General features: G+C 70.5%; 22 protein-coding genes. 11 read left to right on the top strand and 11 right to left on the bottom strand.

The genetic code is table 11. From position 1 onward, the window contains the following. Window positions 1-4: 4 nt before the first annotated feature. The 4 genes from AC3IYJ_RS22755 to hemL all read right to left on the bottom strand — a co-directional run bounded on the left by AC3IYJ_RS22755 (window position 5) and on the right by hemL (window position 4,181). On the bottom strand, window positions 5-646 hold the full coding sequence (locus AC3IYJ_RS22755) for a TlpA family protein disulfide reductase (protein WP_489396622.1): 642 nt from the start codon (window positions 644-646) through the stop codon (window positions 5-7). Window positions 647-723: 77 nt separating this feature from the next. Further along, the gene (locus tag AC3IYJ_RS22750) at window positions 724-1,980 is read right to left on the bottom strand and encodes a polysaccharide deacetylase family protein (protein ID WP_489402891.1); all 1,257 of its coding nucleotides are present in this window, start codon (window positions 1,978-1,980) and stop codon (window positions 724-726) included. A gap of 168 nt (window positions 1,981-2,148) precedes the next feature. Continuing rightward, window positions 2,149-2,862, bottom strand: a complete 714-nt coding sequence (locus AC3IYJ_RS22745) for a histidine phosphatase family protein (protein WP_489396621.1) — start codon at window positions 2,860-2,862, stop codon at window positions 2,149-2,151. Next, the gene (hemL, locus tag AC3IYJ_RS22740) at window positions 2,859-4,181 is read right to left on the bottom strand and encodes a glutamate-1-semialdehyde 2,1-aminomutase (protein WP_489396620.1); all 1,323 of its coding nucleotides are present in this window, start codon (window positions 4,179-4,181) and stop codon (window positions 2,859-2,861) included. The genes AC3IYJ_RS22745 and hemL overlap by 4 nt, the downstream gene beginning before the upstream one ends. 293 nt (window positions 4,182-4,474) lie before the next feature. Here hemL and AC3IYJ_RS22735 point away from each other — a divergent pair, with 293 nt between their 5' ends. Together AC3IYJ_RS22735 and trpS are read left to right on the top strand one after the other, a co-directional pair. Next, on the top strand, window positions 4,475-4,912 hold the full coding sequence (locus AC3IYJ_RS22735) for a hypothetical protein (protein WP_267724140.1): 438 nt from the start codon (window positions 4,475-4,477) through the stop codon (window positions 4,910-4,912). 273 nt (window positions 4,913-5,185) lie between these two features. Next, window positions 5,186-6,355, top strand: coding sequence for a tryptophan--tRNA ligase (gene trpS / locus AC3IYJ_RS22730; protein ID WP_489396619.1), 1,170 nt, complete (start codon window positions 5,186-5,188; stop codon window positions 6,353-6,355). An 88-nt stretch (window positions 6,356-6,443) separates the two neighbouring features. On the opposite strand, the gene AC3IYJ_RS22725 is transcribed toward trpS, so the two are convergent. Further along, window positions 6,444-7,343, bottom strand: a complete 900-nt coding sequence (locus AC3IYJ_RS22725) for an NADP-dependent oxidoreductase (protein ID WP_489402890.1) — start codon at window positions 7,341-7,343, stop codon at window positions 6,444-6,446. 144 nt (window positions 7,344-7,487) lie between these two features. On the opposite strand from AC3IYJ_RS22725, the gene AC3IYJ_RS22720 reads away from it, so the two are divergent. Together AC3IYJ_RS22720 and AC3IYJ_RS22715 are read left to right on the top strand one after the other, a co-directional pair. Continuing rightward, entirely contained in the window at window positions 7,488-7,904 is a 417-nt protein-coding gene (locus AC3IYJ_RS22720) for a winged helix-turn-helix transcriptional regulator (protein WP_489396618.1), read from the top strand. A gap of 122 nt (window positions 7,905-8,026) precedes the next feature. Next, window positions 8,027-8,785, top strand: a complete 759-nt coding sequence (locus AC3IYJ_RS22715; protein ID WP_489396617.1) for a Mut7-C RNAse domain-containing protein — start codon at window positions 8,027-8,029, stop codon at window positions 8,783-8,785. A gap of 79 nt (window positions 8,786-8,864) precedes the next feature. Here the strand turns inward: AC3IYJ_RS22715 and AC3IYJ_RS22710 are convergent, their stop codons facing one another. Beyond that, window positions 8,865-9,386 carry a hypothetical protein gene (locus tag AC3IYJ_RS22710; RefSeq protein WP_489396616.1) on the bottom strand — a complete coding sequence of 174 codons (522 nt, stop codon included), beginning with the start codon at window positions 9,384-9,386 and terminating at the stop codon, window positions 8,865-8,867. A gap of 109 nt (window positions 9,387-9,495) precedes the next feature. On the opposite strand from AC3IYJ_RS22710, the gene AC3IYJ_RS22705 reads away from it, so the two are divergent. Then, a complete protein-coding gene (locus tag AC3IYJ_RS22705; protein WP_489396615.1) occupies window positions 9,496-9,831 on the top strand; it encodes a YnfA family protein in 336 nt (111 codons plus the stop codon). A gap of 103 nt (window positions 9,832-9,934) precedes the next feature. Further along, window positions 9,935-10,711, top strand: coding sequence for an SDR family NAD(P)-dependent oxidoreductase (locus AC3IYJ_RS22700; protein ID WP_489396614.1), 777 nt, complete (start codon window positions 9,935-9,937; stop codon window positions 10,709-10,711). Window positions 10,712-10,721: 10 nt separating this feature from the next. On the opposite strand, the gene AC3IYJ_RS22695 is transcribed toward AC3IYJ_RS22700, so the two are convergent. Further along, window positions 10,722-11,447, bottom strand: a complete 726-nt coding sequence (locus AC3IYJ_RS22695) for a polysaccharide deacetylase family protein (protein ID WP_489396613.1) — start codon at window positions 11,445-11,447, stop codon at window positions 10,722-10,724. 41 nt (window positions 11,448-11,488) lie between these two features. After that, complete coding sequence (locus AC3IYJ_RS22690; protein WP_489396612.1) at window positions 11,489-12,568, bottom strand: DUF8094 domain-containing protein; 1,080 nt, start codon at window positions 12,566-12,568, stop codon at window positions 11,489-11,491. Between the two features lie 281 nt (window positions 12,569-12,849). Here AC3IYJ_RS22690 and AC3IYJ_RS22685 point away from each other — a divergent pair, with 281 nt between their 5' ends. Continuing rightward, window positions 12,850-13,668 (top strand): hypothetical protein, encoded by an 819-nt coding sequence (locus AC3IYJ_RS22685; protein WP_489396611.1) that lies wholly within the window; start codon window positions 12,850-12,852, stop codon window positions 13,666-13,668. 73 nt (window positions 13,669-13,741) lie between these two features. Here the strand turns inward: AC3IYJ_RS22685 and AC3IYJ_RS22680 are convergent, their stop codons facing one another. Continuing rightward, window positions 13,742-14,935 (bottom strand): RtcB family protein, encoded by a 1,194-nt coding sequence (locus tag AC3IYJ_RS22680; protein ID WP_489396610.1) that lies wholly within the window; start codon window positions 14,933-14,935, stop codon window positions 13,742-13,744. 171 nt (window positions 14,936-15,106) lie between these two features. On the opposite strand from AC3IYJ_RS22680, the gene AC3IYJ_RS22675 reads away from it, so the two are divergent. From AC3IYJ_RS22675 to AC3IYJ_RS22665, 3 genes are all read left to right on the top strand, one after another. Beyond that, entirely contained in the window at window positions 15,107-15,955 is an 849-nt protein-coding gene (locus tag AC3IYJ_RS22675) for a DUF3558 domain-containing protein (protein WP_489396609.1), read from the top strand. Window positions 15,956-16,090: 135 nt separating this feature from the next. Beyond that, entirely contained in the window at window positions 16,091-16,867 is a 777-nt protein-coding gene (locus AC3IYJ_RS22670) for a DUF3558 domain-containing protein (protein ID WP_489396608.1), read from the top strand. A gap of 141 nt (window positions 16,868-17,008) precedes the next feature. Further along, window positions 17,009-18,556 (top strand): DUF2637 domain-containing protein, encoded by a 1,548-nt coding sequence (locus tag AC3IYJ_RS22665; protein ID WP_489396607.1) that lies wholly within the window; start codon window positions 17,009-17,011, stop codon window positions 18,554-18,556. A gap of 121 nt (window positions 18,557-18,677) precedes the next feature. On the opposite strand, the gene lysS is transcribed toward AC3IYJ_RS22665, so the two are convergent. Further along, window positions 18,678-20,417: a lysine--tRNA ligase gene (gene lysS, locus AC3IYJ_RS22660; protein ID WP_489396606.1), complete on the bottom strand. Its 1,740-nt coding sequence runs from the start codon at window positions 20,415-20,417 to the stop codon at window positions 18,678-18,680. Window positions 20,418-20,491: 74 nt separating this feature from the next. Then, window positions 20,492-21,061 (bottom strand): hypothetical protein, encoded by a 570-nt coding sequence (locus tag AC3IYJ_RS22655; RefSeq protein ID WP_489396605.1) that lies wholly within the window; start codon window positions 21,059-21,061, stop codon window positions 20,492-20,494. Between the two features lie 153 nt (window positions 21,062-21,214). On the opposite strand from AC3IYJ_RS22655, the gene argS reads away from it, so the two are divergent. Next, the gene (gene argS, locus AC3IYJ_RS22650) at window positions 21,215-22,981 is read left to right on the top strand and encodes an arginine--tRNA ligase (protein WP_489396604.1); all 1,767 of its coding nucleotides are present in this window, start codon (window positions 21,215-21,217) and stop codon (window positions 22,979-22,981) included. The last annotated feature ends 80 nt before the right edge of the window (window positions 22,982-23,061 follow it).

Below are 23,061 nucleotides of genomic sequence, written 5' to 3'. Positions count from 1 at the left end.
GAGGTCACTTCTCCGCGAGGACGGGCTCGATCATCGAGCGCAGCTGCTCCTCGTTGACCGCCGCCAGGGTGCGTGCGGCGATCCTGCCGTCCTTGTCGAGGACGATCGTGGAGGGGATGGCCTGCGGGTTCAGCGCGCCCTTGGGGAAGCGCAGGATCTGCTTGCCGTCCGGGTCGAAGAAGCTCGGGTAGGTGATCCCGTAGGTCTCTTCGAAGGAGGCGGCGTTCTGCTTGCTGTTGTCGCGGGTGTTGATGCCCACGAAGGCGACGTCCTTGCCCGCGTCCGCCATCTCCTTGGAGACCTTGGCGAAGTTCGGGGCCTCGGCACGGCACGGCGGGCACCAGGAGCCCCAGACGTTGAGGACGACGACCTTGCCCTTGAGGGTGGTGGTGTCCAGTGTCTTGCCGTCGACCGTCTCGCCGTCGAGCTTGGGCGCGTCGGTCCGGTCGGCCTTGGCGACGGTGGAGACGCCGTTGGTTCCGGTCACGTAGTTGCCCCCGGCGGAACCGGAGGCCTTGCTGCCGCCCGAATCGCCGCACGCCGTGAGGGTGAGGGCGCCGGCGAGGGTCATCGCGGTCAGCAGGAGGGCGCGGCCGCTGGTCGAGCGGCGGCTTCTTCGACTGACACGCGCGCGGCTAAGGCTCATGTGAAAAGTTTCGCATGACCGGATTGCGGATCTTCCGCGCCCCCCGAAGGTGTGTTAAGCCGCTGGTCAGGTGCGGGTCAGGCGCCCGTGAGATACGTGGCCCAGCCACCGGTCGGCGACTCGCCTGGACCCAACGTGCGCAGTTTGTCCAGAACCTTGGGGTTCTGGACGTCCAGCCAGTCGGTGAACTGCCGGAAGGATACGAGCCGTACGTCCTTTTTGTCCGCCATGCCCTTGAGCGCCTCCTCGACCGCGTCCATGTAGATCCCGCCGTTCCACTCCTCGAAGTGGTTGCCGATGAAGAGCGGCGCGCGGTTGGTCTCGTAGGCCCGCCTGAAGCCCCCGAGGTAGGCGGCGGTGGCCTGGGAGCGCCAGGCCGGGTAGTTGGACGGGGCTCCGCGGGTGGTGTTCTTGGACTGGTTCGCGAGGATGTTGTAGTCCATCGACAGCACCTCGAAGGAGTGCCCGGGGAAGGGCATCGACTGCAGCGGCAGGTCCCACAGGCCCCCGCGCTTGACCGGCCACTGCTGCAGCCCGCCGGGCGAGCTGGAGTCGTAGCGCCAGCCCAGCTTCCGGGCGGTCGGCAGCAGGCTGTCCTGGCCGAGCAGGCAGGGGGTGCGGGAGCCGGTCAGCTCCTTGCGGTAGTCGAAGGGCAGCGGTTCGAGGTCGGTGAAGCCGGTGTTGGTCCGCCAGTTGGTGACGAACGACACGGCCTGGTCGATCTCGCTCTGCCAGTCCTCGGGGGTCCACTTGCCGACCGAGCCGGAGCCGCCGCAGAAGTGGCCGTTGAAGTGCGTCCCTATTTCGTGGCCGTCCAGCCAGGCCTCGCGCACGCACTTGAGGGTGTTGCGGACGTTCTCGTCCTTGAGGTAGCCGATGCCGGAGGCCCCGACGGGGTTGTTCGGCGGCCGGTAGAGGTCCTTCTTGGACTCGGGCAGGAGGTAGAGGCCCGAGAGGAAGAAGGTCATCCCCGCGCCGTGGTCCTTGGCGAGCTTGAGGAACCGGGGGAAGAGGCCGTTGCCGATCTCGCCCGCGCCGTCCCAGCTGAACACCACGAACTGGGGCGGGGTCTCGCCCGGCTGGAGGGGTACGGGGGCGGGCGGCTGGTGGGGCTGCGGTCCGGTGTCGGCGGTGGAGCCGTCGCCGATCAGCCTGATCTGCGGCTCGCCCGGCTTGACGGTGCCGCCTCCCGCACCGGCCGCGGAGCCCTCGTTCACCTTCGGGCCCGAACCGCCCCGATCGGAACCCCCTACGGATCCGCACCCCGCGACGCCCATCGCGGCGGCCGCCCCCAGGCCGAGGCCGATCGCTCCTCTTCGACTGAAATCGCGCACATCGCTCATGAAAGTCACATAAGCGGACAAAGAGCCGGGAGCTGCCGCGCCACGCGATAACTCCCGACCATTTTGTATGAAATTAGGGCAAAGACGCGCCGTCCTGGGCACAGTCCGGGCGCACCCCGGGCCCGAACTAGCCCGCACTAGGCCCGAACTGGGCCCTTACTAGGCCCCGAACGCCTTGGACTTGCCCTTCACCGGCTTCGCCCCCGCGAGGAGATGCGCCGGGACCAGATCCCGAGCCGGCTCGCTGTAACCCACCGACACCAGCTTGTCGCCCTGGTACGTGAACGAGGTCAGCGAAGCCAGCGTGCACTGGCGGCGACGCGGGTCGTGCCACAGCCGCCGCTTCTCCGCGAAGCTCCGTACGATCCAGATCGGCAGCTGATGGCTGACCGCCACCGCCTCGTGGCCGCGGGCCGCGTCACGGGCGGTCTCGATCGCGCTCATCATCCGGACCACCTGCTCCACGTACGGCTCGCCCCAGGACGGCTTGAACGGGTTCGTCAGGTGCTTCCAGTTCTCCGGCTTGCGCAGCGCGCCGTCGCCGACCCCGAAGGTCTTGCCCTCGAAGACGTTGCCCGCCTCGATGAGACGGCCGTCGGTCGCCAGGTCCAGGCCGTGCGACTTGGCGATCGGCGCCGCCGTCTCCTGGGCCCGCTCCAGCGGGGAGGCCACGACGTGGGTCACGTCCCGGCTCTCCAGGTGCTCGGCGACCCGGTCCGCCATCTTGCGGCCCAGGTCGGAGAGGTGGTAGCCGGGACGGCGGCCGTAGAGGACCCCCTCCGGGTTGTGCACCTCGCCGTGGCGCACGACGTGCACGACGGTGATCTCGGCACTGCCTGCGGTCTTACCCGCGGTGCTGCCTTCGGTGCTCATGCGGTGGCCTCCGCGGCGGCTCGGGCGGCGGCCGGCAGGGCGGCCGCGATCCGCTCGATCGCCTTCTCGTCGTGAGTGGTTGAAACGAACCACGACTCGAACGCCGAAGGCGGCAGGTAGACGCCCTGCGCCAGCATCGAGTGGAAGAAGCCGTTGAAGCGGAAGGCCTCCTGCTTCTTCGCGTCGTCGTAGTTGCGGACCTCGTCCTCCGTGAAGAACACGGAGAACATGTTCGAGGCCGTCTGCAGCCGGTGCGCGACGCCCTCCTTGGTGAGCGCGGCCGTCACCAGCCCCTGGATCTCCTTCGACACCGCGTCGACCTTGACGTACGCCGCCTCGTCCAGCAGCCGCAGCTGCGCGAGACCGGCGGCGGTCGCGATCGGGTTACCGGAGAGCGTGCCCGCCTGGTAGACCGGACCGGCCGGAGCCAGGTGGCCCATCACATCGGCCCGGCCGCCGAACGCCGCCGCCGGGAAGCCGCCGCCCATGACCTTGCCGAAGGTCATCAGGTCGGGCTTGACCCCGTCCACGCCGTACCAGCCGGCCCGCGAGGTACGGAAACCCGTCATGACCTCGTCGGAGATGTACAGGGCGCCGTTCGCCCGGCACAGGTCGGCCAGGCCCTGGTTGAACCCCGCGCCCGGGGTCACCACGCCCATGTTGCCCGGCGCGGCCTCGGTGATCACGCAGGCGATCTCGCCGGGGTGCGCGGCGAAGGCCGCCCGCACCGCTTCGAGGTCGTTGTAGGGGAGCACGATCGTGTCCCCGGCCTGCGCGCCCGTCACGCCCGGGGTGTCCGGCAGCGCGAAGGTCGCGAGCCCGGAGCCGGCGGCGGCCAGCAGCGAGTCCACGTGCCCGTGGTAGCAGCCGGCGAACTTCACGATCTTGGCGCGGCCGGTGAACCCGCGGGCGAGGCGGATCGCGGACATGGTCGCCTCGGTGCCCGAGGACACCAGGCGGACCTGCTCCACGGGCTCGATCCGCGCGACGATCTCCTCGGCGAGCGCGACTTCCCCCTCACCGGGGGTACCGAAGGAGGTGCCGCGGACGACGGCGGCCTGGATGGCCTCCACCACGGCCGGGTGGGCGTGACCGAGAATCATCGGCCCCCACGAGCAGACCAGGTCGACGTACTCGCGCCCGTCGGCATCGGTCAGGTACGGACCGGTACCGGACACCATGAACCTGGGCGTTCCGCCCACGGCGCGGAAGGCGCGCACGGGAGAGTTCACGCCGCCAGGCGTCACGACGGACGCGCGGTCGAAGAGAGTCTGCGAGACTTTGGCTTCATACGGGTACGGGTAGCTCACACCAGCCATGGTCTCATCAGGCCGCGACTGACTTGCGGACGGGCGTTTCACCGCGCCGCCCCGGGGGAGGTCACTGCCATGATGATCAGGCTGCGTGGCGGGGGTCACGGGGCCGGGGCAGGCAAGACCAGTCGGGTGGAGATATGCAACGCGGTGGTGGACCGGGCGAGGGCACGGACGACCTCGATCCGCAGCGCGCCCGCGAACGTCGCCGCGGCAAGCACCGCCGCCGCGTCACGGACGCGGCCGAACCCGTACCGGGCCCCACGCAGGACCCCGACGGCCTCCCCAGGGGCCGCGGCATGGGCGTGACGTACAAGTACTTCGGCGCACCCGACGGCGCGACCGCCGCCCGCGTGCCGGTGACCATGCGGCCCGAGGAGCTGGGCGGGGACGAGCTCGGCATGGGCGGCCTGTTCAGCAAGATCAAGCCTGAAACGGTCGCCGCGATGGTCCTGACCGGCATCGAAGGCATACCCCTGCACAAGGTGCCCCCGCTGGAGCTGGTGGTCCTCCACCCCGACTACGCGGTCGTCAAGCTCCCCATGACCGTGGTCGACCCGCTGCGCGGCATCGGCGAGGAGTCGGTCGGCGCGGCCGCCTTCATCTGGTCCACGGTCCCCGACCGCGGCGGCCCCCGCGACGCCTTCAACGTCTACCAGCTGCTCCACGAGTGGCAGGACTTCTCCCACCGCCTCCACGAGGCCGGCCACCAGCCGTACTGCCTGGTCTGGCCCTGAGCCGTACCGCCTCCGACCCCGACCGTCGAGATCCGGCCATTGGGCCCCGCGACGCGGGTCGAAGGGGCGCTGCGGCGGGGGCGTGGATTCGCTAGGGTCGAAGCATGTCTGACATGTCTTGCCTTTGCTGGTGGCGCTCCTTCTAGGAGCGGCCACGGCATTCACATACCCCTGGGCCGCCGAACGGACGGCCCACCGGTATGCGCTCGTACGCTGCCGCCGTCGCCGGCCGACCCGTTCGGCGGTCTTCGACCGAGCAGCAGGAGAGCACGCATGACGACCACACCGGCGAAGACGACCACCTCGACCTCCTCGACGCCCCAGCAGACCGAGTCGGCCGAGCTGGCCGCGCCGACCGAGCAGGCCCCCCTCGACATCATCGGCGGGGCCCGGCGCCGCAGCGCGGAGCTGGAAGAGCAGATCCGCCTCGATCCCGGGCGGTTCCGGGTCCTGACCGGTGACCGGCCCACCGGCAGACTCCACCTGGGCCACTACTTCGGGACGCTCCAGTCCCGGGTCCGGCTCCAGAACGCCGGCGTGGACACCTTCCTGATCATCGCCGACTACCAGGTCCTCACCGACCGCGACGTCGCCGAGCGGCTCTCGGAGCACGTCGAGGACCTGCTCCTCGACTACCTGGCCGCCGGGATCGATCCGGCCCGCTCCACCGTCTTCGCACACAGCGCGCTGCCCGCCCTCAACCAGCTGCTGCTGCCGTTCCTGTCCCTGGTCTCGGTGGCCGAGCTGGGGCGCAACCCCACCGTGAAGGACGAGATCGCGCACTCCCGCCAGGCGGCGGTCTCGGGCCTGATGTTCACCTATCCGGTGCACCAGGCCGCCGACATCCTCTTCTGCAAGGCCAACCTCGTACCGGTCGGCCAGGACCAGCTCCCCCACCTCGAACTCACCCGGACCGTGGCCCGCCGCTTCAACGACCGCTACGGGCACCACCCGGACGGGGCCGCCGGCGCCGGCCAGGTCTTCCCCGAGCCCGAGGCCCTGCTGTCGGCGGCGCCGCTGCTGCTGGGCACCGACGGCACGAAGATGAGCAAGTCCCGCGGCAACGCCATCGCGCTCGCCGACACCGCGGACCGGACCGCCCGCCTGATCAAGGGCGCCAAGACCGACGGCGAGCGGCACATCACCTACGATCCGGCCGCCCGGCCCGAGGTGGGCAGCCTGCTGCTGCTCGCGGCGCTCTGCCAGGGCCGCGCCCCCGAGGAGATCGCGGCGGAGATCGGCGACGGCGGGGCGGCCGTGCTCAAGAGCGTCGTCACCGAGTCCGTGAACGAACACCTCGCCCCGCTGCGGGCCCGCCGCGCCGAGTACGCCCGCGACCTGGGCCACGTACGGCAGATCCTGCGCGAGGGCAACGAGCGGGCGAACGCGGTCGCCGAAGCCACCCTGGACGAGGTCCGGGAGGCCATGGGGACCCGGTACTGACGCCGACGCCTGCCGGTCCCCCGGCGCCTCCGGGGGCCGCAGGGCGCCTCCGGGCGCCCCCAGGGGCCTCAGGACACCGTCAGGGGCCTCAGGACACCGTCAGGACGATGCGGCCGCGGGCTCCGCCCTCCGCCAGGCGGGCGTGGGCCTTGGCAGCCTCCTCCAGGGGGAAGGTCTCCCCGGCCCGGAGCGTCAGCTCCCCCGCGTCGACCAGCGCCACCAGCCGGGCCAGGTGCTCGCCGTCCGCGGCGACCTCCTGCTCCACCACGCGGACGCCCCGCTCCGCCGCCGGGGCGCCGCCGGGGCGCAGGCCCACGTAGACCCCGCCGTCGCGGACGTGTGCCAGGGCCGCCTCGCCCAGTACCGCCGCATCGACCACGCCGTCCACCGGGCCGGCCGGGGCCGAGCCCCTCGGGACGAAGGCGGCCGCGCCGAGGGCGCGTACGAGGGCCTCGTCCGACTCGCCCGCCAGCGCCGTCACCACGTACCCGGCCCGCGCGGCCAGCTGCACGGCGAGTCCGCCGACCACCCCCGCCGCCCCGGTGACCAGGACCGAGGATCCCGGGGCGAGCCCCAGGAGGTCCACCGCACGGGCGGCGGTCAGCCCGCTCAGGGGCAGCGCGGCCGCGGCGACCGGGTCGGCCGAGGAGGGGGCCGCCGCGATCGCGGAGGCGTCGAGGACCGCGTACTGCGCGTGCGTGCCCAGCGGCTTGACCGGGCCGTAGTGCAGACCCACCACCCGATCGGACACCGTCCGGTCCGTGACGCCCTCGCCGAGCTCGTCGATCTCGCCCGCCACGTCCCAGCCGAAGCCGAGCCGCTGCCCCGCGCCGCCGAAGACCCCGGCGCGGACCGCGCCGTCGACCGGGTTCAGGCCGGCCGCGCGGACCCGTACGCGGACCTGTCCGGCGCCGGGCCGCGGGACCGGGACCCGTACGACCTCGATCTGCTCGGGTCCGCCGAATCCGTCCACGACCACGGCCTGCATGGTCCGGTTCGCTTCAATGTTGCTCATGATCGTTTCTCCCGCTCGCTGGTCGGCTCGTTCCGATGACCACTAACCTAGGGAGAGGTACTGTCGATTCGTAAGTACGCACTTCGAGGTGCGTACCCGACCCGGAAGTGAGCACCCATGGCCACCCGAACCGCCGCCGACCGCCGCGAAGAGGCGCGCACCGCCTACGACGCCTTCCTCAAGGAGTGCCCCACCAGCCAGCTCCTCGCGCGCATCAGCGACAAATGGGTCGGCCTCGTCCTCAGCGCCCTCGCCCAGGCCGAGGACCGGACCCTGCGCTACAGCGACCTCGGCCGCAAGATCCCCGCCGTCAGCCAGAAGATGCTCACCCAGACCCTGCGCTCCCTCGAACGCGACGGCCTCGTCACTCGCACCGTCACCCCCACCGTCCCCGCCCGCGTCGACTACCGGCTCACCGAACTCGGCGCGAGCCTCGGCTGTCTGTTCTCCTCCGTGAAGCATTGGGCCGAGAACCACTTCGACGAGGTCAACGCCCATCGCCAACTCCACGACCGGGCCACGGCGACCCCGTAGACCACCCCGTAGACCACGGGCCGCACCCAACCGGGAACCACCGGCAACCACCACGGACCACCGTCCCGGGGCATCAGCCAAATCCAGTGCCGGGGCCCACCCCGCAATGGCATGCTGGCCCCGTGAACGGACCCGGCATTCAGCTCACCCTCGCCCCCGAACTGCACGTGTTCGCCGCGCCCAGCCGGCGCGGCACGCGCGTACCGACCACGACCGACGGCGCCTCCAGCCTCGGCCACGTCGTCGAATCGGCCGGCGTCCCGCTCACCGAGGTCGGCCGGATCCTCGTCGACGGCGCCGAGGCACCCGTCTCCCACGTGCCCCGGGCCGGCGAATCCGTCGAGGTCTTCGGCGTCGACCGCCCCCAGCAGGTCCCGGGCGTCCCCGCCGTCGCACCGCTGCGCTTCCTCCTCGACGTCCACCTCGGCACCCTCGCCCGCCGCCTGCGCCTGCTCGGCGTGGACGCCGCCTACGAGAACGAGGACATCGGCGACCCGGCCCTGGCCACCCGCTCCGCCGCCGAGCAGCGCGTACTGCTCTCCCGCGACCGCGGACTGCTGCGCCGCCGCGAGCTCTTCGCGGGCGCGTACGTGTACAGCGACAACCCCGACGAGCAGGTACGCGACATCCTGGGCCGGTTCGCCCCCGCCCTCGCCCCCTGGACCCGCTGCACCGCCTGCAACGGCACCCTGCGCGAGGCCGACAAGGACAGCGTCGGCGACCGGCTGGAGCAGGGCACGCAGCGCTCGTACGAGGTCTTCGCGCAGTGCTCCGACTGCGAGCGCGTCTACTGGCGCGGCGCCCACCACGCCCGCCTGGAGCGGATCGTGGACGAGGCCCTCGCCGAGTTCGCCCCGGAGTCGGCAGCCCGGAAGGCATGAGCCGGGGCCGGCGAGCGACGCTCACCGGCCCCACGCCCGCGCCCCACATTCCGCGTCCCCGCGGCCCCGCCGTCCCACGTCAGAACGCGTACGTGTCGCCCGTGTCCAAGGCCAGCACCGAGAGCTCGTTGTTGGCGCGGTTCCGGTCGGTCGCGCCGCCGTTCCACCACGTGTCCACCCGCATCACCACCTCCGACGTGCGCTCCTTCAGCCCCAGCACCAACCCGATGTGCCGCCCCCGCCCGTGCAGCGGCAGCGCCCCGGTCTCGCACATCACCTCGCGCAGCCCGGCCCGCACGCAGCCCTCCGCAAGCTCCTGATGGTCCGCGAGATCCACCGACAGGCGCAGCCGTACGGTGGCGTTCGCCAGCGCCGACGGGCCGTCGTTCTGCGGAACCAGCAGGATCCGCAGCCTCCCGTCCGCCAGCGCGACCCGCCCGTGGTACGCCACGTCGGCCTCCGAACCGGACCGGGAGGACCCGGTCCACGAGGACCCCGCCCAGGCGTGCGCCACACCACCGGCCCCGCCGGCCACCCCTGCAACGCCGAGCACTACCAGCAGCCCGGCCATCACCACACTCCGTACGGCACCTCGGTGCACCGTGACCACCTCCTCGCGCGGACGCTAGCCACCCCACCCGTCCGCCAGTCGGACCATCACACGAATGAGGGCGAGCCCTTCACCCATCTGCCTGCGTAGGCTTCCAGCCATGGTGATCGCCCGCTCCGCCGCCCTCTTCGCCCTCGCCGCCCTCCTGGAGATCGGCGGCGCCTGGCTCGTCTGGCAGGGCGTCCGCGAACACAAGGGCTGGGCCTGGATCGGCGTCGGCGTCATCGCACTGGGCCTCTACGGATTCGTCGCCACCCTCCAGCCCTCGGGCGACTTCGCCCGCGTCCTGGCGGCCTACGGAGGGGTCTTCGTCGCCGGTTCCCTGCTGTGGGGCGTGATCGCCGACGGCTACCGGCCCGACCGCTGGGACATCGCGGGCGCCCTCGTCTGCCTCGTAGGCATGTCAGTGATCATGTACGCCCCGCGCGGCCGGTGACCACCGCCGCGACCGGCCTATGCTGGCGGAGATTCACCCGTACGAACACCCGAACACTTAATCCCCCGAACACCCGACCCACCACCGCACGAGGAGCCAGCTCATGAGCACGGCCACGGCCCCGGCCTCCATCCGAACCGCCGTAGTCACCGGCGCGAGCAGCGGCATCGGCGCGGCCACCGCCCGACAGCTCGCCGCGGCCGGCTACCACGTCGTCCTCACCGCCCGCCGCAAGGACCGCATCGAGGAGCTCGCCGCCGAGATCACGGCGGCCGGCCACCAGGCCACCGCCCACGCCCTGGACGTCACCGACCGCGCCGCCGTCGACGCCCTCGCCGCCTCGCTCGACCGCTGCGACGTGCTGATCAACAACGCCGGCGGCGCCATCGGGGCCGACCCCGTCGCCACCGGCGACCCCGCCGACTGGCGCACGATGTACGAGGTCAACGTCATCGGCACGCTCAACGTCACCCAGGCCCTGCTCCCGGCCCTGACCGCCTCCGGCGACGGCACGGTGGTCGTCCTGTCCTCCACCGCCGGCCACGCCACGTACGAGGGCGGCGCCGGCTACGTCGCCGCCAAGAACGGCGCACGCGTCCTCGCCGAGACCCTCCGCCTGGAGATCGTCGGCCAGCCCGTCCGCGTCATCGAGATCGCCCCCGGCCTGGTCAAGACCGAGGAGTTCGCGAAGACCCGCTTCCGCGGGGACACCGAGCGGGCCGAGAAGGTCTACGCCGGCGTGGCCGAGCCCCTCTCCGCCGACGACGTGGCCGACACCATCACCTGGGCGGTGACCCGTCCCAGCCACGTCAACATCGACCTCCTGGTGGTCCGCCCCCGCGCCCAGGCCTCGAACACCAAGCTCCACCGCGAGCTGTAACACCCGCGTCCTACGGGACGATCCCGGCCGCCTTCAGGTGCGGCACGAGGGCCGCCGGCTTCAGCCCGGCGGCCTTCGCCGCGTCCAGGGCCCGCTGCAGGTCCGCGCCGAGCGTCGGCGTGAAGTGCAGCAGCACGATGTCCCCGGAGTGCAGCTGCGGGGTGATGGGGGTCTCGCTCCACGTCGTGAAGTCGTAGGTCCAGGTGATCAGCGCCTTGACCCCGCACGCCTTCGCAGCCAGCCGGACATCGTCGTTGACGGCCCCGTACGGCGGCCGCAGCAGCTTCGGCGCCCGCCCGAAGGTGGCCGTCAGCTGGTCCTCCGCCCCGCACACCTCGGAGTCCTTGCCGGCGGCGTCGAGCGTGGTCAGGTCGGCGTGGTTGACCGTGTGGTTCTCCACGCTCACCCGCCCCTGCTCGACCAGGCCGGTGAAGTACGAGGTGTCGTACGAGGTCGCCCCCGGCAGCAGGAACAGCGACACGGGAATCCGCTGATCGACGAGGGTCTTGGCGACGGCCGGGTCATGCACCCACCCGTCGTCGATGGTGATGAACACGACCTTCTCGCCGGTCGGCACGTGCGACACGACGGGCGGCAGCCCGACACTCCGCCCGGCGGCGGCCTGAGCGGCGCCGGCGGGAGCCGGATCCCCCACCACGGCATCAGCAGCACCGACGGCCCCGAGGGCGAGCGACAACGACGCGAGCGCGGCAAGAACCACGCGGGATCTCCACATGCCGCACACCTTGGCCTAGACCAACTCCCGGCGTCAATCCCCTAGTAGGGAGTTCCCTCCGCCGAAAGCAACTCCGCACCACGGGAGTTGACCGTCACCACATCCGCCGGCCCCCGCTCCGGAACCTCGATCACCGCCGTCACCGCCCAGCGCCGGTCCGCGACCGACCAGTGCCGGTACCCGCCCATCATCCGCTCGGTGTCGCTCCCCTCCTTGAAGGCGAACCACGTCGTCCCCGTCTTGCCCTCCAGGTGCTCGGACATCACGTACGTACAGGTCACCAGCGAGGCACCGTCCGCCAGCCGCACCACCGGCAGGTCCCCGCCCGTGGGCGCGTAGGCGAAACTGCTCCGCACCAGCCCGTCGACCAGGTTGTCCTTCTCGTTGTACCGGTCGACCGCCCCGCTCGTGAGGTCACCCGACACGAAGTGCTCGCTCTCGCGCTTCCCTTCGGGGGCAGTGAAGCTCAAGTAGTCCCCGTACCGCCCGCAGGCCTTGCGGTCCTCGTCGGCCCGCGCCGAGAACACCGCACCCGCGACCACGTCCACCCCCGGACCCGAGATCTCCTTCTCCCGCATCAAGAGGTCCTTGCCCTCCAGGAACCGCGCCGGGGGCGCCCCCGCCTTGACCGGCGCCCCGAACACCCAGGAGGTCGCGGCCGCCTTCCACTCACCCCCCGCCTCGGCCTGCACGAAGTGGTGCACCGCCGTGGCACGCTCCTCCACGTACCCGTCGGCCTTGCTGAACACGACGAACGAGCGCGGATACCCCGGCTGTTCGCTCTCCGTCGGGATCACGAAGACGGGACGGGCGAAGTCCGTGTCCCCGTCCCTGACGATCGAGTGCAGGTTCTTGCGCGCGTGCCGCGCCTTGCTCTCCTCCAGCAGCGCCCCGGTCTGGATCTTGGAGATCGCCGCGAAATCGGCCTTCCCCTCGGCCACGGAGTTCGCCCACCCGAAGTTGTTGAACACCTTCTCGGCATCGGCAACGGAGATCACCCGCCCCTCGGGAGCGACCACCGCACCGGCCTTCGCATCCGCCTTGGCGTCCGCCCCCGACTTCCCGGCCGAACACCCCGCGACAGCCACCGCGACCACGGCCGCCACCCCGGCCCCCACCACCCGAACACTCCGCCGACCAGCCACAGAACCCACCACGACAGACCCCCCACGGGACACACGAACCGGAACGCCGCAGATCACATCACACCCGCGAACACCCACACCGGGCCACCCCGCAACGAACGCACATGTGACACCCCACCATGCGTTCGAGTGAAGCCGCCTCGAAGGCCCCTACGACGCTGGAGCCCATCCCTACGTTCGGTAACAACACAAACGGCCCCCGCCCGGGATGGCAGTCCCGGCCGAGGGCCTCACCGACGAGGAAAAGGACCTTCCCCATGGCTGACCAGGACCCTAGCGCCCCCGTGCGCTTCATGGACCTCCAAGACCCCCGCTACGCCTACATGTTCGGCTTCCTCCAGGCGGACGGGTACCTCACTCAAGGCAGAGGGCAGAAGAGCCAGCTCGCCACTGAGATCAACGTGCGCGACATCCACATCCTCCGCGAGTTTCAGCGGCTCACGCCCTACTACAGCTCCATCACCGAGCGCGTCCGGAGTACTAACTTCTCCGAACGCCATCACTCGGCGACCTGGTCCGTCTGCTCACTCGAAGCCCGGACCATCGTCAACGAGCTCGGCATCCCCTACGGCAAGAAATCCCTGATCATCAAGCCGCCGCGCATGGACTTCTCACGTCCCGACTACGTCCGCGGAATCATCGACGCGGACGGGTCCCTCGGCTGGACCGCTCAGGGAATCCCCTTCCTCTCCCTGACCTCGGCAAGCACAGCGATCGCCGCCTACCTGTGCCACTACGGCAAGAAGATCACCGGCAAGGAGCGCATCACCTCGCGCAACAAGCGGGATGGCGTGTACAACGTCTGCTACTACAGCGAGACGGCACAGCAACTCGCCGCACACTTCTACTACGACGGCTGCCTCGCACTGACCTGCAAAAAGACAAAGGCAGCCGCAATGCAGGACTGGGTTCGCCCTGTGGACATGAAGCTCGCCTCACCGCGACGCCGCTGGACCGCGCGGGATGACCAGCAACTACTGCGACTGAACGACCCTGGAGCAGCCAGCATCGCCCTGGACCGCACCGAGAAGGGCTGCGCCCTACGTCTGTGGCGCCTGCAAACCGGGCGGGTCTGAGCAGGACAACACTGAGGGCCCCGACCGTCTCCGGTCGGGGCCCTCTTCGATACCCCTGCATCCGGCGCAGGCTTCAGCCCTTGATGCAGATGACCTGCTTGAGCTTCGCCACGACCTCGACCAGGTCGGTCTGCTGGCCGATGACCTGCTCGATCGACTTGTACGCGCCCGGGATCTCGTCCACGACGCCCGAGTCCTTGCGGCACTCCACACCCTTGGTCTGCTCGGCGAGGTCCTTCGCCGAGAAGCGCCGCTTCGCGGCCGTACGGCTCATCTTCCGGCCCGCGCCGTGCGAGGCCGAGTTGAAGGACTTCTCGTTGCCGAGGCCCTTCACGATGTACGAGCCCGTGCCCATCGAGCCCGGGATGATCCCGAAGTCACCACTGCCGGCGCGGATCGCGCCCTTCCGCGTGACCAGCAGGTCCATGCCGTCGTACCGTTCCTCCGCCACGTAGTTGTGGTGGCAGCTGATCTCCTGCTCGAAGGAGACCTTGGCCTTGCGGAACTCCCTGCGGATCACTTCCTTGGACAGGCTCATCATCACGGCACGGTTGTACTTGGAGTACTCCTGCGCCCAGAAGAGGTCCTCGCGATAGGCCCGCATTTCGGGCGTGGCCGCGAGGAACACGGCGAGGTCCCGGTCGACCAAGCCCTGGTTGTGCGAGAGTCCGCGCGCCACTCCGATGTGGAAGTCGGCCAGCTCGTTGCCGATGTTCCGGGAACCCGAGTGCAGCATGATCCACACCGAATCGGACATATCAACGCAAAGCTCCCAAAAGTGGTTGCCTCCGCCCATAGTTCCCAATTGCCGCAAAGCTCGCTCGTGGCGGAACTTTACCGCGTCCGCGAGGTAATCGAAGCGCTTCCACAGGTCCTCGTACCCGTCCACCGAGAACCCGTACAGCCGCCCCGGATCCACCGCCTCCCGGTGCATCCCCGCGCCCACCGGGATCGCCCGCTCGATCTGGGAGCGCAGGCCCGACAGGTCGCCCGGGAGGTCGTTCGCCGTCAGGGAGGTCTTCACCGCCGACATTCCGCAGCCGATGTCGACGCCCACCGCCGCCGGGCAGACCGCGTCCTTCATGGCGATCACCGAGCCGACCGTGGCGCCCTTGCCGTAGTGCACGTCCGGCATGACGGCCAGGCCCTTGATCCAGGGCAGGCCGGCGGTGTTCTGGAGCTGGCGCATCGCGCTGTCCTCGACCGACGCGGGATCGGTCCACATCCGGATCGGGACCTTCGCCCCGGGCACTTCTACATATGACATCTCGGCCTCAATACCCCGTTAACCACAGAAAAGTCTTAATACGCAAAAAGCCTCGCTCATGGGCCCAAATACGACAGGGGACCGGCGCCGGCACCAGCGTGTGCGATAGACATTGTTTCCATCCGCGCCCCAGCCGCGGCAACGCAATTTCCCGAAGGGAGCCGGTGGAACGTGCAGCGCAAGACGGTACGTGGAGTCCTGCCAGGCCTCGCGATCCTGACCTTCCTGACGGCCGGACTCACCGCGTGCACCGACGGGGGCGGCGTCGGGATCACCAGCGACGCCAAGGCCGGGGACAGTGCCGGCTCGGTCGCGCAGCCCGGCAAGTACCGCAACCTGCCGATGCCGTGCAAAGCCGTGGACGCCAAGAAGGTCAAGGCGATGCTCCCGGCCGCCGACACCCTCACCCCCGAACAGCGGGACGCGCTCTACGCCGGCGTCGCGGACGCCTCGTACGACGCCGACCGGCGCGTCGGCTGCCGCTGGACCGCGCAGACTCCGACCGAGACCCGGCTGCTGTCGGTCGGCTTCGAGCGCGTGGTCTCGTACAACAGGGCCACCACCAGCGACGACGACAAGGCGCGGCAGGTCTACATCCGCCAGCTCACCGACGCCCACCTGCCCTTCCCGGGGCCGGTCACCAGCCCGGGTGCGAGCGCGAGCCCCACGCCCAAGCCCACCCCCAGCCCCGCCACGAGCGGCGGTACGAGTCCCGGCCCCGGCGCGTCCGCCTCGCCCTCCGGGTCCGGCTCGCCGTCCCCGTCGGCCCCGCCCGAGCTCGGCTCGCGCGTGCTCGAAGGGCTGGGGAACGAGGCCTTCCTCGACGACAAGCTCAGCGCGGCCGGGGCGACCGCCGTCCAGTCGCGGACGGTCCGGATTGTGTTCCGTACCTCGAATGTCATCGTCACCGTCGAGTACAGCGTCCAGCCCGCGCTGCCCGGCACGGTCCCGCCGAGCGGTGAAACCCAGGACAAAGCACGACAGTTGGCGCAGGCCCTCGTCGACCGGTTCAACGAGTAGCCGGGTCCGCCGGCCGGGGGTCGCGGGGTCCGCGGCCGCCCGGCGTGACGGCGCGCACAGCCGTCGGGGGCCGGGTCGGGCTACCGTTGCCGGGTCCCGCGCCCGTAACGAAGCCCCACAACGTCTGAAGGAATCATGCACCGATCAGCCTCGCGTCTCACCCGTGTCCTCGCCTGCGCAGCCGTTCCGGTGATCCTCACGGTCGCCGGCTGCTCGTCCGACTCGGGGAAGGACTCGGGCAGCGGCAGCTCCAAGAAGGCCGACGCGTCCTCGTCCGCCAAGCCCAGTGGCAAGCCCTCGGCCGCGCTGGAGAAGGCCGTGTACGCCAAGCTGCCCGAGCCGTGCAAGGCGGTCGCCGCGAAGACCATCGAGTCGCTCGTCCCGAAGGCCAAGGACGCCAACGGCACGGCGGCCAAGTCGAACGACCTCTCCAGCATCGCGAGCTGCACCTGGAACGGCCTGGACGAAGCCGGGCTGAAGGGCTCGCAGTACCGCTGGCTGTCGATCTCCCTGGTCCGCTACGACTCGCTCGCCTCGGTCGGCACCGGCAGCAAGCGCGCCGAGGGCGAGTACGCGAAGCAGGTCGAGAAGGCGAAGACCGTCGAGGGCGCGGAGAACGTGAAGGCGGAGGAGGCGGGTGGCATCGGCGACCAGGCCACCTCGGTCACCTTCACCACGAAGAAGGACGGCGACTTCTCCAACAACTCGGTCCTGGCCCGCGTGCACAACGTCGTGATCACCCTGGACTACAACGGTGCGGCCTACGAGGGCTCCGACGCCCCGGACCAGGCCAAGCTGCTCCAGGACGCCCTCGCGGCGATGAAGGAGGCCGTGGCCTCGGTGGACGCCGCCAACCAGGCGAAGGAGCCGGAGCAGTCGCCTTCCCCCTCGGCTTCTCCCTCGGCCTCGTAGCCTTCCCGCGCGGCCCGGCCCCGGGGGGCGGCCGGGGCGGCGGCGGGGTGGCGGGGTGGTGGCGGCGGACCGCTGACGTCCGGTCACCCGTACGCGCGTACGCTGTGCCTGCCGTAGCTCGACAAGGGGAGGGGATCGCGGGTGGCCGCGATGCAGCTGACTCGTACGCACCGGATATTGATCGGTGTCGTGGTCGCCGGAGCCGTAGTCATCGCCGGGATCGGTTTCGCGGGCTCGTACGCCGCCGTGCGCGCGCTCGCGATGCAGAAGGGCTTCGGCAACTTCTCGCTGGTCTTCCCGATCGGCATCGACATGGGCATCTGTGTCCTGCTCGCGCTGGACCTGTTGCTGACGTGGATCCGGATCCCGTTCCCGCTGCTGCGCCAGACGGCGTGGCTGCTGACGGCGGCGACGATCGCGTTCAACGGTGCGGCCGCCTGGCCGGATCCGCTGGGCGTGGGCATGCACGCCGTGATCCCGATCCTGTTCGTGGTCACGGTGGAGGCGGCCCGGCACGCGGTGGGCCGGATCGCGGACATCACCGCCGACCGGCACATGGAGGGCGTCCGCATCACGCGGTGGCTCCTGTCGCCCGTCCCCACCTTCAAGCTGTGGCGCCGGATGAAGCTGTGGGAGCTGCGTTCCTACGAGCAGGCCGTGGGCATGGAGCAGGACCGCCTGATCTACCAGGCCCGTCTCCAGGCCCGCTACGGGCGCTTCTGGCGGCGCAAGGCTCCGGTCGGCGCCCTGATGCCGCTCCGGCTGGCCCGTATCGGTGTCCCCCTGTCCCAGACGGCCCCCGAGGGCCTGGCGGCGGCCGGCATCGACCCGCTGGTCCTGCCTCCGGTGGCGGAGGCGGCGGCCGTGGCCGAGGTGGCCGGGTCGACGGGTTCGGTGCACCCGGCCCTTCTGGCGGGCTCCGGCGGGCCGGTCGACGGTACGGGCGCGGGTGCGGCGCAGACGCTGGAACAGTCGGCTCAGGCGCAGATTCAGGCGCAGATTCAGGCGCAGGCGCAGATGCAGGCCCAGATGCAGGCGCAGTTGCAGGCGCAGTTGCAGGCGCAGTTGCAGGCGCGGATGCAGGCGCAGGCGGCGGGCTTCGCGGTCGGGGGGCCTGGTCTGCCGTTCGGTCCCGAGACCGAGGCCGTGGCCGCGGCGCGTGCCCAGGCGCAGGCCGCGCCCTTCGCGGTGGACCCGACGGCCATGCCGGCCGCGCACAACAGCGCCTGGTTCGCAGCGCCTCTCGCCCCTCAGGCGGCGTACCAGGGCGGCTACAACCCGCAGTACGTCGACGGTCTGGAGCCGACGCCGGTCATGCCCCCGGCCGGCCCGGGTCCGGAGCAGTTCGAGCAGTTCGAGCAGCAGGGCCTGCAGGGGGTTCCGGTCCCGGCCCCCCGTCAGGAGCAGCACGAGGCGGACCTCGCGCGTCCCGGGTCGGAGTCGGAGTTCGGGTCGGAGCCGGGGCCGGAGCCCGACATCGACGACGTGAAGTTCGCCGAGGCCGCGTACGAGGTCTTCCGTGCGTTCCTCGACGAGTACTCCCAGTTCCCGACTCCGGAGCAGGTGGACATACACCTCTCGGACCGGCACGGGATCGTGCATCCGCGCAGTGCTTCGATGATCCGCCGCCTGATGCCGGAGCTGAAGCAGCGCTACCAGCGCGACCTGGAGAACGAGCACATCGCGTAGGCCGTGGGCCGCGTACCCGTAGGCCCGCAGCCCCGTAGACCCGTAGACCCGTGGACGCGGGAAGGGCCCGTACCCCCCGGCCGGGGGGGGGTACGGGCCCTTCTCACATCCGTGCGGTGCCTCAGGCGGCGAGCAGCTTGCGCACCCGCTCCGCCCCTACCGCGAGGAGCAGCGTGGGCAGGCGCGGTCCGGTTTCCCGGGTCACGAGCAGTCGGTAGAGCAGCGCGAAGAAGGTGCGCTGGGCGACCTTGAGCTCGGGCGTGGGCTTGGCGTCGGGCTCCAGGCCGGCCATGACCTTGGGTACGCCGTAGACGAGGGTGGTGAGTCCGTCGAGGGACCAGTGCGAGTCGAGGCCTTCGAGGAGTCGGCGCAGGGATTCGCGGCCTTCGTCGTCCAGGGAGGACAGCAGTTCCACGTCGGCTTCTTCGCGTACCAGCGTCCGCTGGTCGGCGGGTACCTGCGTGGTGATCCAGTTCTCGGCGCGGTCCAGTCGCGGTCGTACCTCGTCGAGCGAGGTGAGCGGCCGGTCCGGCTCCAGGTCGGAGAGGATCCGCAGGGTCTGCTCGTCGTGGCCGGCGGTGATGTCGACGACGGAGGCGAGCGTGCGGTAGGGCATCTGCCGCTGCGTGCGGGGCAGTTCGCCGGCGGCGGTGCGGACGGCGCGGGCGTGCGCGGCGGCGTCGGCCGGCAGCACGGACTCGTCGGCGACCTTGGCCTCCAGCTTGTCCCACTCGTCGTAGAGCCGCTGGATCTCCTGGTCGAAGGCGATCTTGAAGGACTGGTTGGGCTTGCGGCGGGCGTAGAGCCAGCGCAGCAGCTGCGGCTCCATGATCTTCAGCGCGTCGGCCGGGGTGGGGACCCCGCCCTTGCTGGAGGACATCTTGGCCATGCCGCTGATGCCGACGAAGGCGTACATCGGTCCGATCGGCTGCTCGCCGCCGAAGATGTGCACGATCTGGCCGCCGACCTGGAAGGAGGAGCCGGGCGAGGAGTGGTCGACGCCCGAGGGCTCGAAGATCACGCCTTCGTAGGCCCAGCGCATGGGCCAGTCGACCTTCCAGACCAGCTTGCCGCGGTTGAACTCGCTGAGCTTGACCGTCTCGGTGTACTCGTCCTCGGTGCAGACGTAGGTGAGCTCGGTGGTCTCGTCGTTGTAGGACGTCACCTTGGTGAAGTCCTTGCCGCACTGGCCGCAGTACGGCTTGTACGGGAAGTACCCGCCCTCGCCGACGCTGCCGTCGTCCTCGGCGGCGGCGCCCGAACCCTCGGCGGCTTCGAGCTCGGCTTCGTCGACCTGCTTCTGCTGGGGCTTCTTGCCGCCCGGCTTCTGCTTGGTGCGGTACTGGTCGAGGATCGCGTCGATGTCGTTGCGGTGCTTCATCGCGAACAGGACCTGGTCGCGGTAGACACCGGTCGTGTACTGCTCGGTCTGGCTGATCGGGTCGTACTCGACGCCCAGCTCGGCCAGCGATTCGACCATGGCGGCCTTGAAGTGCTCGGCCCACGTCGCGTACGCCGAACCGGCGGGCGCGGGGACGGCGGTCAGCGGCATGCCGATGTACTGGCCGTAGGTCTCGGGGTCCACGCCGGGGATGCCGGCCGGCACCTTGCGGTAGCGGTCGTAGTCGTCCCACGACAGGACGTGCCGTACCTCGATGCCCCGGCGGCGGATCTCGTCCGCGACCAGGTGCGGGGTCATGACCTCGCGGAGGTTGCCCAGGTGGATGGGGCCGGAGGGGGAGAGTCCGGACGCTACGACGACGGCTTTGCCCGGGGCTCGGCGCTCCGCCTCGGCGATGACCTCGTCCGCGAAACGGGAGACCCAGTCGGTCTCGGTGCTGCTCTGGGCGCTCTGAGCCACGACACGTCCTTCTATCTCGAATGCTGGCTTCTCGCCATTCTCCCAGACGGAAGCGGGCCCTTTGAGGTTGCCTGTCAGGCGGAGGTGAGCGGAGTGTCGGGGCTGAGCCGCTGCACGGCGGCGAGGACCTCGGGGCCGGTCGTACGGAGCTGCGCGGGCGCGAAGACGAGGGGGCTGCCGTAGCGCTTGAGGTTGCGGGCGGTGCGGCTCTCGTAGTGGCTGCGCAGGAGGGGGCCGGGGACCGGCGCCAGTACGACCCCCGGGCGGGGTACGAACACCAGGGGTGCCAGGGCTCCGTGCCGCTTGCCCGAGCCCTTGGGCGGCTTGCCCCAGTGGACGGCGCTGAGATCGGTCCACGGGACGGTGGGCTCTCCCTTGACGGTGACGCCTTCCTCGTCGAGGCGCAGCAGGCATCCCAGGGCCCGTCCCCGCAGGCCCACGACGATCGCGACGGCGAGCCCGACGACGACGATGACGGTGTCGACGACGCCGAGGACGAAGTCGGCGGTGCCGTGCGGGCTGATCAGCCTCCTGAAGGCGGGCAGCCCGACCACGACCAGCAGGATGAAGAGCGGCAGGCCGATCCCGGCGGCTCGGAGCTCCAGTGGGGTCCCGGCGGTCGGGCGGGGGGCTATCGACGTCATGATCGGAAATCTAGGGCTCGGCGCGCGCGGAGCGGAAGCCCTCTGGGCTGCGGGTAAATCTCGGATGCCGGACAGTCCTCCCATGGGATACTCGGGGTTTGTCGAACCCGGGCTCGCCCCCGGTACACGCAACCCTCACAGGAACGGCAGCTCATGGCCTCGGTCCCTTCCCTCGCTTCTTCCGTCAACCAGCGCGTCGCCGACGCACTCGCCTCCGCCCTGCCGGACGCCGGTGCGAGCGACCCGCTGCTGCGACGAAGCGACCGGGCCGACTTCCAGGCCAACGGCATCCTGGCGCTCGCGAAGAAGGCCAAGGCCAACCCGCGCGAGCTGGCGACGACCGTGGTCGAGTCCATCCCGACCGGTGACCTGATCCAGGAGATCGAGGTCTCCGGGCCCGGCTTCCTCAACATCACCATCACCGACCGGGCGATCGTCGAGACCCTGGCCGCCCGCGCCGCCGACGACCGCCTCGGCGTGCCGCTGGCCGCGAAGCCGGGTACGACGGTGATCGACTACGCGCAGCCGAACGTCGCCAAGGAGATGCACGTCGGTCACCTGCGCTCCGCCGTGATCGGCGCCGCGATGGTGGAGATCCTGGAGTTCACGGGCGAGAAGGTGGTCCGTCGTCACCACATCGGCGACTGGGGCACCCAGTTCGGCATGCTCATCCAGTACCTGATGGAGCACCCGCACGAGCTGGACCACCAGTCCGATGACGGCGCGGAGGTCTCCGGCGAGGAGGCCATGTCCAACCTCAACCGGCTGTACAAGGCCTCGCGCGGCCTCTTCGACTCCGACGAGGAGTTCAAGACCCGTGCCCGCGCCCGGGTGGTGGACCTGCAGGCGGGTGAGCCGGAGACGCTGGCGCTGTGGCAGCGGTTCGTGGACGAGTCGAAGATCTACTTCTACTCGGTCTTCAACAAGCTGGACATGGACATCCAGGACCCGGACGTCATCGGTGAGTCCGGCTACAACGACATGCTCGTGGAGACCTGCAAGCTGCTGGAGCAGTCGGGTGTCGCGGTGCGCTCGAACGGTGCGCTCTGCGTGTTCTTCGACGACGTCAAGGGCCCGGACGGCAACCCGACGCCGCTGATCGTCCAGAAGTCGGACGGCGGCTTCGGCTACGCGGCCACCGACCTCTCGGCGATCCGCGACCGCGTCGGCGAGCTGGGTGCCTCGACGCTGCTGTACGTGGTGGACGCGCGGCAGTCCCTGCACTTCAAGATGGTCTTCGAGACGGCCCGCCGAGCAGGTTGGCTGAACGAGGACACCAAGGCCGTGCAGCTGGCCTTCGGCACCGTGCTGGGCAAGGACGGCAAGCCGTTCAAGACCCGTGAGGGCGAGACGGTCCGGCTGGTGGACCTGCTGGACGAGGCCATCGACCGCGCCGCGGCCGTTGTGCGGGAGAAGGCCCAGGACCTGACCGAGGCCGAAATCGACGAGCGGGCGACCCAGGTCGGCATCGGCGCGGTGAAGTACGCGGACCTGTCCACCTCCGCCGCGCGCGACTACAAGTTCGACCTGGACCAGATGGTCTCGCTGACGGGTGACACGTCGGTGTACCTCCAGTACGCGTACGCCCGTATCAAGTCGATCCTGCGCAAGGCCGGGGACGCGAAGCCGGCCGCCCACCCGGAGCTGGCCCTGACGCCCTCCGAGCGGGCGCTGGGTCTGCACCTGGACCACTTCGGCGAGCTGCTCGCGGAGGCGGCGCAGGAGTACGCACCGCACAAGCTGGCGGCGTACCTCTACCAGGTGGCCTCGCTCTACACGACCTTCTACTCGGAGTGCCCGGTCATCAAGGCGGACACCCCCGAGCAGGTCGAGAACCGTCTGTTCCTGTGCGACCTGACCGCCCGCACCCTGTCCAAGGGCATGTCCCTGCTGGGCATCCGGACGCCCGAGCGCCTCTGACGCACGTAGGGGTGGGGCCGCGGGGAGCACGAGCTCCCCGCGGCCCCTTTTCCGTTTTCCGGCCGGTCGGCCGCCCACCC

Source organism: Streptomyces sp. GL_140, assembly GCF_057834465.1.
This window is presented reverse-complemented; position numbering and strand designations above follow the sequence as displayed.

Coding starts and splice junctions, on each gene's coding strand:
- AC3IYJ_RS22705 (WP_489396615.1), top strand. CDS start 9,496: ATGGTGATCGCCCGCTCCGCCGCCCTCTTCGCCCTCGCCGCCCTCCTG.
- AC3IYJ_RS22685 (WP_489396611.1), top strand. CDS start 12,850: ATGGCTGACCAGGACCCTAGCGCCCCCGTGCGCTTCATGGACCTCCAA.
- argS (WP_489396604.1), top strand. CDS start 21,215: ATGGCCTCGGTCCCTTCCCTCGCTTCTTCCGTCAACCAGCGCGTCGCC.
- AC3IYJ_RS22725 (WP_489402890.1), bottom strand. CDS start 7,343: ATGCAGGCCGTGGTCGTGGACGGATTCGGCGGACCCGAGCAGATCGAG.
- hemL (WP_489396620.1), bottom strand. CDS start 4,181: ATGGCTGGTGTGAGCTACCCGTACCCGTATGAAGCCAAAGTCTCGCAG.
- AC3IYJ_RS22700 (WP_489396614.1), top strand. CDS start 9,935: ATGAGCACGGCCACGGCCCCGGCCTCCATCCGAACCGCCGTAGTCACC.
- AC3IYJ_RS22745 (WP_489396621.1), bottom strand. CDS start 2,862: ATGAGCACCGAAGGCAGCACCGCGGGTAAGACCGCAGGCAGTGCCGAG.
- trpS (WP_489396619.1), top strand. CDS start 5,186: ATGACGACCACACCGGCGAAGACGACCACCTCGACCTCCTCGACGCCC.
- AC3IYJ_RS22720 (WP_489396618.1), top strand. CDS start 7,488: ATGGCCACCCGAACCGCCGCCGACCGCCGCGAAGAGGCGCGCACCGCC.
- AC3IYJ_RS22670 (WP_489396608.1), top strand. CDS start 16,091: ATGCACCGATCAGCCTCGCGTCTCACCCGTGTCCTCGCCTGCGCAGCC.
- AC3IYJ_RS22655 (WP_489396605.1), bottom strand. CDS start 21,061: ATGACGTCGATAGCCCCCCGCCCGACCGCCGGGACCCCACTGGAGCTC.
- AC3IYJ_RS22735 (WP_267724140.1), top strand. CDS start 4,475: ATGGGCGTGACGTACAAGTACTTCGGCGCACCCGACGGCGCGACCGCC.
- AC3IYJ_RS22755 (WP_489396622.1), bottom strand. CDS start 646: ATGAGCCTTAGCCGCGCGCGTGTCAGTCGAAGAAGCCGCCGCTCGACC.
- AC3IYJ_RS22695 (WP_489396613.1), bottom strand. CDS start 11,447: ATGTGGAGATCCCGCGTGGTTCTTGCCGCGCTCGCGTCGTTGTCGCTC.
- AC3IYJ_RS22680 (WP_489396610.1), bottom strand. CDS start 14,935: ATGTCATATGTAGAAGTGCCCGGGGCGAAGGTCCCGATCCGGATGTGG.